We start from the raw sequence: 11,837 nt of genomic DNA on the forward strand, positions 1-11,837 counted from the left end.
CGGTGGAGGCCGGCCCTTGCGGGGAAAACATGTTCCTACAAACAATGTGGCCGAGCCAACCGGCCCGACCAACCGCATGTTCGATCAGGAGACGGCTCGCATTAGTCGATATCTGCCGTCCAGTCAAGCGATGCCCGGTGCTTTCCGCTCACTTGATCGAAGCGAGGACCCGCTCGATCTCTGCGGTCACCTCGTCGATGGTCGCCATGCCGTCGACCCGGCGCAGCAGACCCTTGGCGTGATAGTAGCCGATCAGAGCCGCCGTCTTCTTATAGTACTCGCGCAGACGGTCCTCGAAGACATCCGGATTGTCGTCCTTGCGCGGCGTCTGGCCGGCGGCGACCGCCTCCTGCGCTCGTTTGACGATGCGCCCGACCAGGGCGTCGTCGTCGACCACCAGCTCGATCGTTGCGTCGAGCCTCAGTCCGCGCTCGGCCAGCATGGCGGCGACAGCGTCGGCCTGGGCAAGCGTTCGCGGGTAACCGTCGAGGATGAAGCCGTTCGCGCAGTCCGGCTGGTCGATCCTCTCGGCGACGATCGCGTTGACGATTTCGTCGGACACCAGCTCGCCGGCATCCATCACGGCCTTGGCACGCTTACCGACATCCGTGCCGGCGTTGACTGCCGCACGCAGCATGTCCCCCGTCGACAGTTGTGGAATACCGTGCTTCTCGACCAGCCGCTGGGCCTGCGTGCCCTTCCCCGCTCCCGGCGGTCCAAGAAGTATAAGCCTCATCGTCCCCTCTTCCCTCCACGCAACTTGGATTTCTTGATCAGCCCTTCATACTGATGGGCGATCAGATGGCCCTGGATCTGCGCCACCGTGTCGAGCGTGACGCTGACGACGATGAGCAGCGACGTGCCTCCGAGGTAGAAGGGGACGCCGGTCGCCGAAATCAGGAACTCCGGCAGGAGACAGATCAAAACCAGGTAGATCGCGCCGATCACCGTAATGCGGGTCAGCACGTAGTCGATGTATTCCGCCGTCCTCTCGCCCGGACGATAACCCGGAATGAAGCCCGAGTGCTTCTTGAGCTGGTCGGCCGTGTCCTTCGGATTGAAGACGATCGCCGTGTAGAAGAAGGCGAAGAAGGCGATCAGACCGGCGTAGAAGATCATGAACAGCGGCTGGCCATGGCCGAGCGAGGCGAGCACGGTGGCAGCCCAGCCCGGAAGCTGCGTCGTGTCGGAAAAGCCCGCGACGGTCGCCGGCAGTAGCAGCAGCGACGAGGCGAAGATCGGTGGAATGACGCCGGCCGTGTTGAGCTTCAGCGGCAGGTGCGAGGTGTCGCCCTGAAACATGCGGTTGCCCACCTGGCGCTTCGGATACTGGATCAGAAGCCGCCGCTGGGCGCGCTCGAAGAAGACGATGACGCCGATCACCGCGATGACGAGAACAATGATCGCCAGGATCAGGCCCGTCGACAGCGCCCCGGTGCGGCCGAGTTCGAGCGTTCCGCCGATGGCGCTCGGAAGGCCGGCGACGATGCCCGAGAAGATGATCAGCGAGATGCCGTTGCCGATGCCGCGTGCGGTGATCTGCTCACCGAGCCACATCAGGAACATGGTGCCGCCGACAAGCGTGATGACCGCGGAAATGCGGAAGAACCAGCCCGGATCGGCGACGATGTTGGCGCCGCCCTCCAGTCCGACGGCGATGCCGTAGGCCTGGACCGTCGCCAGGATCACCGTGCCGTAGCGCGTGTACTGGTTGATGACCTTGCGGCCCTGTTCGCCTTCCTTCTTCAACTGCTCGAGCGAGGGGACGACCGACGTCATGAGCTGCATGATGATGGAAGCGGAGATATACGGCATGATGCCGAGCGCGAAGATCGCCATGCGCTCCACGGCGCCGCCGGCGAACATGTTGAACATGCCGAGCACGCCGCCCGACTGCTGCTGGAAAGCCTGCGCAAAAGCATCCGGATTGATGCCGGGCATCGGGATATAGGTGCCGAGGCGGTAGACAAGCAACGCGCCGAGCGTGAACCAGATGCGCTTCTTGAGATCCTCGGCCTTCGCGAAGGCCGCGAAATTGAGGTTTGACGCAAGCTGTTCCGCTGCCGATGCCATGAAGAATTCTCCGCTTCGTCACGCGCCTGGGGACCCGTCAGCGCGAGTCGGCGCATGTTGCCGAAAACCCGAAATAGGGTGCGGCGGACATGGATGCAAGCGGCGAACTGTCGCCCGCCGCTTGCTCCTCAACCTATTCGGCTGACGAGGCCGCCTCGGGCAGCTTCACAGAGCCGCCGGCCTTCTCGATCTTGGCGATCGCAGCCTTGGAGGCACCGGCGACATCGAGCGTCACCTTCGCCTTCAGCTCACCATCGCCGAGCACGCGAACGCCGTCCTTGGCGCGGCGGATGACGCCGGCAGCGATCAGCGCGGCCGCGTCGATCACGGCCTTCTCGTCAAGCTTCTTCGCGTCGATGGCCGCCTGGATGCGGGCAACCGAGACCTCGTTGAAGTCCTTGCCGAAAATATTGTTGAAACCACGCTTCGGCAGGCGGCGATAGAGCGGCATCTGGCCACCCTCGAAGCCCTTGATGGCCACGCCCGAGCGCGACTTCTGGCCCTTCACGCCACGGCCGCCGGTCTTGCCGGAGCCCGAGCCGATGCCGCGGCCGACGCGCTTGCGCGACTTCGTGGCGCCTTCGTTATCCCTGAGTTCGTTGAGTTTCATCGTGTCTCTCCTGGGATCCTCACGCCTCGTCCACAACGCGGACGAGGTGCTGCACGGAGGCGATCATGCCACGCACCGAAGGGGTATCCTCCAGCGTGGAACGGCGGTGCAACTTGTTCAAGCCAAGGCCGATCAGCGTCTTGCGCTGGTAGGCCGGGCGGCGGATGGGGCTGCCGATCTGCTCGACGGTGACCGTCTTGCCCTTCTTTTTCTCTGCCATCTTCGTCAATCCTTGCAAACGTCGGCGATCGAGCCCGCCTCAGGCGGGCCGACCAGCCTGAAAACCCTATTCCTCGGCGCCGGCGGCAGCGCCGCGGCGCGCCTGCAGCGTGGAATATTTGATGCCGCGCTGAGCAGCAACGTCCTTCGGATGCATCTGACGCTTCAGGGCGTCGAAGGTGGCGCGCACCATGTTGTACGGGTTGGAGGAGCCGAGCGACTTCGCAACCACGTCCTGCATGCCAAGCGTCTCGAACACGGCGCGCATCGGGCCGCCGGCGATGATGCCGGTACCGGGCTTTGCAGCGCGCAGGAGAACGCGTCCGGCGCCGTGGCGGCCGGCAACGTCGTGATGCAGCGTGCGGCCGCCGCGCAGCGGCACGAACACCATGTCGCGCTTGGCGCTCTCGGTGGCCTTGCGGATGGCCTCCGGCACTTCGCGTGCCTTGCCATGACCGAAGCCGACGCGGCCCTTCTGGTCGCCGACGACGACGAGCGCGGCAAAGCCGAAACGACGGCCGCCCTTCACCACCTTGGCAACGCGATTGATGTGAACCAGCTTGTCGACGAATTCGCTGTCGCGCTCTTCGCGCTCGCGGCGATCGTCCCTACGTCCTTGTGCCATTGCCCTTTTCCTTGTTCTTTTCCGGAAGCACGGGTTGAAAATTCATTCGGGCGCCTTTTGCGCCCGAACGGTTTAGAACTTCAGGCCACCCTCGCGGGCGGCATCGGCCAGCGCCTTGACGCGGCCGTGATAGAGGTACGGGCCGCGGTCGAAGACCACTTCCGACACCCCTGCCTTCTGGGCGCGCTCTGCAACCAGCTTGCCGACGGCTGCTGCTGCAGCCGCGTCGGCACCGGTCTTGAGCTGACCCTTCAGATCCTTGTCGAGGGTCGACGCGGCCGCCAGGGTGAGGCCCTTGGCATCGTCGATGACCTGGACATAGATGTTCTTCGAGGAACGGTAGACCGACAGACGCGGCTGGCCGTTGGAGACCGCCTTGATCTTCCGGCGAACACGTCCCGCGCGCCGCTGGACGGAGACTTTCGAGACCATGGGTTGCGTTCCTACTTCTTCTTGCCTTCTTTGCGGACGATCGTCTCGTTCGCATATTTCACGCCCTTGCCCTTGTAGGGCTCGGGACCGCGCTTCTTGCGGATCTCCGCGGCGACCTGGCCGACCGCCTGCTTGTCGATGCCGCTGACGATGATCTCGGTCGGCTTCGGCACGGTGATCGTGATTCCCTGCGGGGTCTCGTAAATCACTTCGTGGCTGTAGCCAAGCGAAAGCTGCAGGTTCTTGCCCTGCATCGCCGCACGGTAGCCGACGCCGTTGATCTCGAGCTTCTTCTCGAAACCGTCCTTCACCCCTTGCAGGATGTTGGAGATCTGCGTGCGCGACATGCCCCATTTGGAGCGCGCGTCCTTGGACTGGTCGCGCGGATCGACGGAGACCGCGCCATCCTCGAGCTTCACCAGAACCTCGTCGTTGACGACGAATTTCAGTTCGCCCTTCGGCCCCTTGGCCGTAACGGTCTGGCCCTCGACGCTGGCGGTAACGCCCTGCGGGACCGGGACCGGCTTTTTGCCAATGCGAGACATTTGTCTGCCCTCGTTCTTTGCGTCTGCGATCTGCCGGATCAGAAGATCTGGCAGAGCACCTCGCCGCCCACATTCTGTTCGCGCGCTTCGTGATCGGCCATCACGCCCTTCGGCGTCGACAGGATGGCGATCCCGAGACCGTTGGCGACCTGCGGGATGGATTTCACCGAAACGTAGACCCGGCGGCCCGGCTTCGAAACGCGGGCGATCTCGCGGATCACCGAACCGCCCTCGCCGTACTTCAGCTCGATCTCGATTTCGGACTTGCCGTTCTCGTAGTCGATCTGGCTGTAGTCGCGGATGTAGCCTTCCGCCTTCAGGACGTCGAGGACGCGGGCGCGCAGGCGCGAAGCCGGCGTCGAGACCTTGGTCTTGTTGCGGCCGATCGCGTTGCGGATACGGGTCAGCATATCGCCGAGAGGATCATTCACGGACATCGTCTCTACCCCTTACCAGCTCGACTTGACCAGGCCCGGAATCAGGCCGTTGTTGCCCAATTCACGCAGCGCCACACGCGACATCTTCAGCTTGCGATAATAGGCGCGCGGACGCCCCGTCACATCGCAGCGGTTGCGGATACGCGTCTTCGACGAGTTGCGCGGCAGGGCTGCGAGCTTGAGCTGCGCCTGGAAGCGCTCTTCCATCGGCTTGGACTGATCCATGATGATCGCCTTGAGCGCCGCACGCTTGGCGGCATAGCTCTTGACCATCTTGCGCCGACGGTTGTTCTTTTCGACTGCGCTGACTTTTGCCATTTAAAGTGTCCTTCTTCTCGCCTGCCGTTACTGCCGGAACGGGAAGTTGAAGGCCTTCAGCAGAGCCCTCGCTTCGTCGTCGGTCTTGGCGGTCGTGCAGACGATGATGTCCATTCCCCAGATCTGATCGACCTGATCGTAGTTGATCTCGGGGAACACGATGTGCTCCTTCAGGCCCATGGCGAAGTTGCCGCGGCCGTCGAAGCTCTTCGGGTTCAGGCCGCGGAAGTCGCGGACGCGCGGTAGCGCGATCGTCACGAGGCGGTCCAGAAACTCGTACATGCGGTCCTTGCGCAGCGTCACCTTGGCGCCGAGCGGCATGCCCTCGCGCACCTTGAAGCCGGCGATCGACTTCGTGGCGCGGGTGATGACCGGCTTCTGGCCGGCGATCTTCGCAAGGTCCTCGGCAGCGATGGTCGGCTTCTTGGAATCGCCGGTGGCCTCGCCGACGCCCATGTTGAGCACGATCTTCTCCAGGCGCGGGACCTGCATCTCGTTCTCATACTTGAACGTCTCGAGGAGTTCCTTGCGGATCACCTCCTCGTACTTCGTCTTCCAGCGCGGCTGGTACTGAACTTTAGCCATCGATCAATTCTCCAGAGCGCTTCGCCACGCGCACCTTCTTGCCGTCCTCCTGGACCTTGAAGCCGACGCGGGTCGGCTTGCCGTCCTTGGGATCGGCGACCGCCAGATTCGACAGGTGAATCGGCGCTTCCTTGGTGATGATGCCGCCCTCGGTCTGGGCGGACTGCTTCTGGTGGCGGCGCACCAGGTTGACGCCGCGAACGACAGCCTTGTCGTCCTTCGGCATCACCTTCACCACCTCGCCGGTACGGCCCTTGTCCTTGCCGGCCAGAACGACGACCTTGTCGCCTTTTTTAATCTTCTGCATATCCCCGGCCTCCTAGAGCACTTCCGGCGCGAGCGAAATGATCTTCATGTGGTTCTTGGCGCGCAGCTCGCGCGGAACCGGTCCGAAGATACGCGTGCCGACAGGCTCTTTCTTGTTATCGACCAGAACGGCTGCGTTCTTGTCGAAACGGATGACGCTGCCGTCGGCGCGGCGGATATCCTTCGCCGTGCGCACGACAACCGCCTTCATCACGTCGCCCTTCTTCACGCGGCCGCGCGGGATCGCCTCTTTCACCGACACCACGATGATGTCGCCGACGGAGGCATACTTCCGCTTCGAACCGCCAAGCACCTTGATGCACATGACACGACGGGCGCCGGAATTGTCCGCCACGTCGAGGTTTGTTTGCATCTGAATCATGACTGGCCGCCTTCTCGTTCAGAGGAAAGCGGCTCAGATAATCCGCTTTCCGGCAATTTCAATCTCTACTGCGCCTGGACGTCGGTGACGACGACCCAGCTCTTGTCCTTCGAAATCGGGCGGGTCTCCTCGATGGTGACCACGTCGCCGACCTTGCACGCGTTGTTCTCGTCGTGCGCCTTGTACTTCTTGGACATACGCACCGTCTTCTTCATCATCGGATGCGTGAAACGGCGCTCGACGCGAACCACAACGGTCTTGTCGTTCTTGTCGCTCACCACGGTGCCCTGCAAAACGCGCTTTGGCATGTTCGCTGTCCTCAGGCCTTGCTGCCGGCCGACTTCTCGGCCGCGATTGTTTTGATGCGCGCGATATCCCTGCGGATTTCCTTCACGCGCGCGGTTTTCTCGAGCTGCCCGGTCGCTTTTTGGAAGCGGAGGTTGAACTGCTCTTTCTTCAGTTTCGCCAGCTCGTCGGTGAGCTGGTCCGGCGTCATCGCCCTGACATCAACGGCCTTCATCGCGTCCGCCTTTCCTACTCTGCAATACGCTGCACGAAGCGCGTCTTGATCGGCAGCTTGGCAGCGCCGAGACGAAGAGCCTCGCGCGCCACATCGGCGGCGACACCATCGATCTCGAACATCACCCGGCCGGGCTTCACGCGGCAGGCCCAGTAATCGACCGAGCCCTTGCCCTTACCCATGCGGACTTCGGTCGGCTTCGAGGTGACCGGAACGTCCGGGAAGATGCGGATCCACACACGGCCCTGACGCTTCATCTGACGCGTGATGGCGCGGCGTGCAGCCTCGATCTGACGGGCGGTGACCCGCTCCGGCTCCAGCGCCTTCAGGCCGAAAGAGCCGAAATTCAGTTCCGTGCCGCCCTTCGCCAGGCCGTGAATGCGGCCCTTGAACTGCTTGCGGAACTTTGTGCGCTTTGGTTGCAGCATTGTTGTCTACTCCAAAATCCTCAAGCGTTCTCGCGACGACGGCCGCCGCTTGCGCCCTGGTCGCCCTCGACCGCACGGCGCTCGGAAGCCATCGGGTCATGTTCCAGGATCTCGCCCTTGAACACCCAGACCTTCACACCGCAGATGCCGTAGGCCGTCTTCGCCTCGGCCGTGCCGTAGTCGACATCGGCGCGCAGCGTGTGCAGCGGAACGCGGCCCTCGCGGTACCATTCCATGCGGGCGATCTCGGCACCGCCCAGGCGACCCGAGCAGTTGATGCGGATGCCCTCGGCGCCGAGACGCATCGCCGACTGCACGGCGCGCTTCATGGCGCGGCGGAACGCCACGCGGCGCTCGAGCTGCTGGGCGATCGACTGGGCGATCAGCGTCGCGTCGATCTCCGGCTTGCGCACCTCGACGATGTTGAGATGCGTCTCCGCATTCGTCATCTGCGAGACCTTGCGGCGCAGCTTCTCGATGTCGGCGCCCTTCTTGCCGATGATCAGACCGGGACGGGCGGCGTGGATCGTCACGCGGCACTTCTTGTGCGGACGCTCGATCACCACCTTCGAGATGGCAGCCTGCTTCAGCTCCTTCTCGATGTAGTTGCGGATCTTGAAATCCTCGTGCAGCAGCTCGCCATACTCGCCGGTGTTGGCGAACCAGCGCGAATCCCACGTGCGGTTGATCCCGAGACGCAGACCGATCGGATTGATTTTCTGGCCCATCAGGCGGCCTCCACTTTCTCTTCCACTTCGCGCACGACGATCGTCAGATGCGAGAACGGCTTCTCGATGCGGCTGGCGCGGCCGCGGCCACGCGCATGAAACCGCTTCATGACGATCGACTTGCCGACATGGGCTTCGGCCACGACCAGCGCATCCACGTCCAGGTCGTGATTGTTCTCCGCATTGGCGATCGCCGATTCCAGCGTCTTTTTGACGGTGCCGGCGATCCGCTTGCGCGAGAACTCCAGATCGGCGAGCGCGGTCGCCACCTTCTTGCCGCGGATCATCGCGGCAACGAGGTTCAGCTTCTGCGGGCTGACGCGGATCGTGCGCAATACGGCACGCGCCTCATTGTCAGCAAGCCTGCGCGGCGCTTTGGCCTTGCCCATCGTTATTTCCTCTTTGCCTTCTTGTCCGCCCCGTGGCCGTAATAGGTGCGGGTCGGAGCAAACTCACCAAACTTATGGCCCACCATCTCCTCGGAGACGGAAACGGGAATATGCTTCTGGCCGTTGTAAACACCGAAGGTCAGACCCACGAACTGGGGCAGGATGGTGGAGCGGCGGCTCCACATCTTGATGACCTCGTTACGGCCGCTTTCGCGCACCTTGTCGGCCTTCTTGAGCAGATAGCCGTCGACGAAGGGGCCTTTCCAGACTGAACGGGACACTTGCCGCTACCTTTCCTTAGCTCTTGCGCTGATGGCGCGAGCGCATGATGAACTTGTCGGTCGCCTTGTTGGACCGGGTCTTCATGCCCTTGGTGGGCTTGCCCCACGGCGAGACCGGATGACGACCGCCGGAGGTGCGGCCTTCACCGCCACCATGCGGGTGATCGACCGGGTTCATGACGACGCCGCGGTTGTGCGGGCGCTTGCCCATCCAACGCTTGCGGCCGGCCTTGCCGAGGCTGACATTGCCGTGATCCGGGTTGGACACCGCGCCGACCGTGGCGAAGCACTGGCCGGAGACCAGGCGCTGCTCGCCCGAGTTGAGGCGCAGGATGGCCATGCCCTGATCGCGGCCGACGAGCTGCACATAGGCGCCTGCCGAACGGGCGATCTGGCCGCCCTTGCCCGGCTTCAGCTCGACATTGTGCACGATCGTGCCGACCGGCATGGCCGACAGCGGCATCGCATTGCCCGGCTTCACGTCGACGCCCTTGTCGCTGGCGATCACCTTGTCGCCGGGGGCCAGACGCTGCGGCGCCAGAATGTAGGACAGCTCGCCGTCCTCGTAGCGCACCAGCGCGATGAAGGCGGTCCGGTTCGGATCGTATTCCAGCCGCTCGACCGTTGCCGAAACGTCGAACTTGCGACGCTTGAAGTCGATCAGACGGTAGGTGCGCTTGTGACCGCCGCCCTGGAAGCGGGCAGTGATGCGGCCCGTGTTGTTGCGGCCGCCCTTGCCCGTCAGGCCTTCCGTCAGCCCCTTCACGGGCTTGCCCTTGTGCAGGCCGGAGCGGTCGACGATGACCAGCTGGCGCTGGCCTGGGGTTACCGGTTTATACTTCTTCAGTGCCATTGTCTTTTCCTCGCCGCCCGATCAAAGGCCAGTCGCGATGTCGATCGAATGACCTTCGGCCAGCGTGACGATCGCTTTCTTGACGTCGCTCTGGCGGCCAATCGTTCCGCGGAACCGCTTCACCTTGCCCTTGCGAACCAGCGTGTTGACGCCGGCGACCTTGACGCCGAACAGCGCCTCGACGGCAGCCTTGATCTCCGGTTTCGTCGCCTTGCGGGCAACGTTGAAGATGACCTGGTTCGCTTCCGACACCATGGTCGATTTCTCGGTGATCGCCGGGCTGACGATCACGTCATAGTGGCGAAGATCCGTCATTTGAAACGCTCCTCGAGGGCCTCGACGGCGGCCTTGGACAGGACCAGCGTGCCGCGGCGCAGAATGTCGTACACATTGATGCCCTGCACCGGCAGAACGTCGATGTTGGCGATGTTTTGAGCGGCGCGCTTGAAGCCGGCGTCGACTTCCGCGCCGCCGATCAGAAGAGCGTTGCTCAGCCCGAGCTTGGCGAAGCTCTCCACCAGGGCCTTGGTCTTGCCTTCGGCCAGCACCAGCTCGTCGATGACGATCAGGTTGGCGCCCTTGGCCTTGGCCGACAGGGCGTGCTTCAGGCCGAGCGCCCGGACCTTCTTGGGAAGGTCGTGGGCGTGGCTGCGCACGACCGGGCCGTGTGCCTTGCCGCCGCCGCGGAACTGCGGAGCGCGCGCCGACGAATGGCGAGCGCGGCCGGTGCCCTTCTGGCGGTACATCTTGGCGCCGGTACGGGCGATCTCCGCACGGCCTTTGGACTTGTGCGTGCCTTGCTGCTTCTTGGCAAGCTGCCAGCGCACGACGCGGTGCAGGATGTCCTCGCGCGGGTCCAGACCGAAGATTTCGTCCGAAACCTTCAGCTTGCCGGCGTCGGCGCCTGCGAGGGTGGTAATCTTGAGATCCATTATTCAGCCCCCTCGCTGGCGGCAGCTTCTTCAACCTTCGCCGCGTCCTTGTTGCCATTGGCGCGGATGGCGCCCGGCATCGGGACATTGTCCGGCAGCGGCGCCTTGACGGCGTCGCGCACCATGATCCAGGCACCCTTGGAGCCGGGAACGGCGCCGCGCACCAGGATCAGGCCGCGCTCCGCGTCGGTCGAAACCACTTCCAGGTTCTGCGTCGTGACGCGGTGGGCGCCCATGTGACCTGCCATCTTCTTGCCCTTGAACACCTTGCCGGGGTCCTGGCGCTGACCGGTCGAACCGTGCGAGCGGTGCGAGATCGAGTTACCATGGGTCGCACGGCCGCCACCGAAATTGTGGCGCTTCATGACACCCTGGAAGCCCTTGCCGATGGAGGTGCCCGTCACGTCGACCTTCTGGCCGGGGACGAAATGCTCCACCGTGATCTCGGCGCCGACATCGAGAAGATTGTCCGGCGACACGCGGAACTCGGCGACCTTGGCCTTGGGTTCCACGGAAGCAGCGGCAAAATGGCCGCGCAGCGCCTTCGACGTGTTCTTCACCTTGGCGAGTCCAACGCCGAGCTGAACCGCCGTATAGCCGTTCTTGTCCTCGGTACGCTGCGCGACAACCTGACAGTTCTCCATACGCAGAACCGTCACGGGCACATGCTCACCCGCTTCGTTGTAGACGCGCGTCATACCGACCTTTTGTGCGATAACACCTGAACGCATCGGTTCGATTTCCTTTCAGGGTTCCCTGCCGCCTCTCCCTTTCTCGGGCGGTGGCGCGGGTTCCGGACCTTTGTCTTCCCTACAGCTTGATCTCGACGTCGACGCCGGCGGCCAGATCGAGCTTCATCAGCGCATCGACCGTCTGCGGCGTCGGATCGACGATGTCGAGCAGCCGCTTGTGGGTGCGCATCTCGAACTGTTCCCGGCTCTTCTTGTCGATGTGAGGAGACCGGTTCACGGTGAACTTCTCGATGCGCGTCGGCAGCGGCACTGGGCCGCGCACATTGGCGCCCGTACGTTTTGCCGTAGACACGATTTCCCGCGTCGAGGCGTCGAGCACGCGATGATCAAACGCCTTGAGGCGGATACGGATATTTTGTCCGTTCATGTGTCAATTCCTTGTTCCCGCGGCGGCGCGGAGACCCGCGCCGCGCCGGAAGGTT

The 11,837-nt window shown here is 63.4% G+C and carries 23 protein-coding genes; all 23 read right to left on the reverse strand.

The genetic code is table 11. The annotated features are described in order from the left end of the window. Nucleotides 1-148: 148 nt before the first annotated feature. Entirely contained in the window at nt 149-736 is a 588-nt protein-coding gene (locus NUU27_RS15760) for an adenylate kinase (protein ID WP_257763088.1), read from the reverse strand. Then, nucleotides 733-2,073, reverse strand: a complete 1,341-nt coding sequence (gene secY / locus NUU27_RS15765; RefSeq protein WP_257763089.1) for a preprotein translocase subunit SecY — start codon at nt 2,071-2,073, stop codon at nt 733-735. The genes NUU27_RS15760 and secY overlap by 4 nt, the downstream gene beginning before the upstream one ends. Nucleotides 2,074-2,206: 133 nt before the next feature. Next, entirely contained in the window at nt 2,207-2,683 is a 477-nt protein-coding gene (gene rplO / locus NUU27_RS15770) for a 50S ribosomal protein L15 (RefSeq protein ID WP_257763090.1), read from the reverse strand. Between the two features lie 19 nt (nt 2,684-2,702). Further along, on the reverse strand, nt 2,703-2,903 hold the full coding sequence (gene rpmD, locus NUU27_RS15775; RefSeq protein ID WP_257763091.1) for a 50S ribosomal protein L30: 201 nt from the start codon (nt 2,901-2,903) through the stop codon (nt 2,703-2,705). Between the two features lie 66 nt (nt 2,904-2,969). Further along, entirely contained in the window at nt 2,970-3,527 is a 558-nt protein-coding gene (gene rpsE, locus NUU27_RS15780; protein ID WP_257763092.1) for a 30S ribosomal protein S5, read from the reverse strand. Nucleotides 3,528-3,599: 72 nt separating this feature from the next. Next, nucleotides 3,600-3,959 carry a 50S ribosomal protein L18 gene (gene rplR / locus NUU27_RS15785; RefSeq protein WP_257763093.1) on the reverse strand — a complete coding sequence of 120 codons (360 nt, stop codon included), beginning with the start codon at nt 3,957-3,959 and terminating at the stop codon, nt 3,600-3,602. Nucleotides 3,960-3,970: 11 nt separating this feature from the next. Continuing rightward, nucleotides 3,971-4,504, reverse strand: coding sequence for a 50S ribosomal protein L6 (gene rplF / locus NUU27_RS15790; protein WP_257763094.1), 534 nt, complete (start codon nt 4,502-4,504; stop codon nt 3,971-3,973). Between the two features lie 38 nt (nt 4,505-4,542). Next, nucleotides 4,543-4,941: a 30S ribosomal protein S8 gene (gene rpsH / locus NUU27_RS15795; protein ID WP_257763095.1), complete on the reverse strand. Its 399-nt coding sequence runs from the start codon at nt 4,939-4,941 to the stop codon at nt 4,543-4,545. Nucleotides 4,942-4,953: 12 nt separating this feature from the next. Continuing rightward, nucleotides 4,954-5,259, reverse strand: coding sequence for a 30S ribosomal protein S14 (gene rpsN / locus NUU27_RS15800; protein ID WP_257763096.1), 306 nt, complete (start codon nt 5,257-5,259; stop codon nt 4,954-4,956). A 27-nt stretch (nt 5,260-5,286) separates the two neighbouring features. Beyond that, nucleotides 5,287-5,844, reverse strand: coding sequence for a 50S ribosomal protein L5 (gene rplE / locus NUU27_RS15805; RefSeq protein ID WP_257763097.1), 558 nt, complete (start codon nt 5,842-5,844; stop codon nt 5,287-5,289). Continuing rightward, nucleotides 5,837-6,151, reverse strand: a complete 315-nt coding sequence (gene rplX, locus NUU27_RS15810; protein WP_257763098.1) for a 50S ribosomal protein L24 — start codon at nt 6,149-6,151, stop codon at nt 5,837-5,839. The genes rplE and rplX overlap by 8 nt, the downstream gene beginning before the upstream one ends. Nucleotides 6,152-6,163: 12 nt before the next feature. Then, the gene (gene rplN, locus NUU27_RS15815; protein ID WP_007009523.1) at nt 6,164-6,532 is read right to left on the reverse strand and encodes a 50S ribosomal protein L14; all 369 of its coding nucleotides are present in this window, start codon (nt 6,530-6,532) and stop codon (nt 6,164-6,166) included. A 65-nt stretch (nt 6,533-6,597) separates the two neighbouring features. Beyond that, nucleotides 6,598-6,840 (reverse strand): 30S ribosomal protein S17, encoded by a 243-nt coding sequence (gene rpsQ, locus NUU27_RS15820; RefSeq protein WP_257763099.1) that lies wholly within the window; start codon nt 6,838-6,840, stop codon nt 6,598-6,600. An 11-nt stretch (nt 6,841-6,851) separates the two neighbouring features. Beyond that, nucleotides 6,852-7,052: a 50S ribosomal protein L29 gene (rpmC, locus tag NUU27_RS15825; RefSeq protein WP_257763100.1), complete on the reverse strand. Its 201-nt coding sequence runs from the start codon at nt 7,050-7,052 to the stop codon at nt 6,852-6,854. 14 nt (nt 7,053-7,066) lie between these two features. Further along, complete coding sequence (gene rplP / locus NUU27_RS15830; RefSeq protein WP_257763101.1) at nt 7,067-7,480, reverse strand: 50S ribosomal protein L16; 414 nt, start codon at nt 7,478-7,480, stop codon at nt 7,067-7,069. A 20-nt stretch (nt 7,481-7,500) separates the two neighbouring features. Beyond that, nucleotides 7,501-8,208 (reverse strand): 30S ribosomal protein S3, encoded by a 708-nt coding sequence (gene rpsC / locus NUU27_RS15835; protein WP_257763102.1) that lies wholly within the window; start codon nt 8,206-8,208, stop codon nt 7,501-7,503. Further along, on the reverse strand, nt 8,208-8,597 hold the full coding sequence (rplV, locus tag NUU27_RS15840; protein WP_008597554.1) for a 50S ribosomal protein L22: 390 nt from the start codon (nt 8,595-8,597) through the stop codon (nt 8,208-8,210). The genes rpsC and rplV overlap by 1 nt, the downstream gene beginning before the upstream one ends. A gap of 2 nt (nt 8,598-8,599) precedes the next feature. Beyond that, nucleotides 8,600-8,878 (reverse strand): 30S ribosomal protein S19, encoded by a 279-nt coding sequence (gene rpsS, locus NUU27_RS15845; RefSeq protein ID WP_257763103.1) that lies wholly within the window; start codon nt 8,876-8,878, stop codon nt 8,600-8,602. A gap of 16 nt (nt 8,879-8,894) precedes the next feature. Continuing rightward, nucleotides 8,895-9,731 (reverse strand): 50S ribosomal protein L2, encoded by an 837-nt coding sequence (rplB, locus tag NUU27_RS15850; protein WP_257763104.1) that lies wholly within the window; start codon nt 9,729-9,731, stop codon nt 8,895-8,897. Nucleotides 9,732-9,752: 21 nt separating this feature from the next. Further along, nucleotides 9,753-10,046: a 50S ribosomal protein L23 gene (locus NUU27_RS15855; RefSeq protein WP_257763105.1), complete on the reverse strand. Its 294-nt coding sequence runs from the start codon at nt 10,044-10,046 to the stop codon at nt 9,753-9,755. Then, a complete protein-coding gene (rplD, locus tag NUU27_RS15860) occupies nt 10,043-10,663 on the reverse strand; it encodes a 50S ribosomal protein L4 (protein WP_257763106.1) in 621 nt (206 codons plus the stop codon). Before rplD ends, NUU27_RS15855 begins: the two co-directional genes overlap by 4 nt. Further along, nucleotides 10,663-11,394: a 50S ribosomal protein L3 gene (rplC, locus tag NUU27_RS15865; protein WP_257763107.1), complete on the reverse strand. Its 732-nt coding sequence runs from the start codon at nt 11,392-11,394 to the stop codon at nt 10,663-10,665. The genes rplD and rplC overlap by 1 nt, the downstream gene beginning before the upstream one ends. Nucleotides 11,395-11,473: 79 nt before the next feature. Continuing rightward, nucleotides 11,474-11,782, reverse strand: coding sequence for a 30S ribosomal protein S10 (rpsJ, locus tag NUU27_RS15870; protein ID WP_007009511.1), 309 nt, complete (start codon nt 11,780-11,782; stop codon nt 11,474-11,476). Between the last annotated feature and the right edge of the window lie 55 nt (nt 11,783-11,837).

The organism is Nitratireductor sp. ZSWI3 (assembly GCF_024655565.1).
Lineage (GTDB): Bacteria > Pseudomonadota > Alphaproteobacteria > Rhizobiales > Rhizobiaceae > Nitratireductor.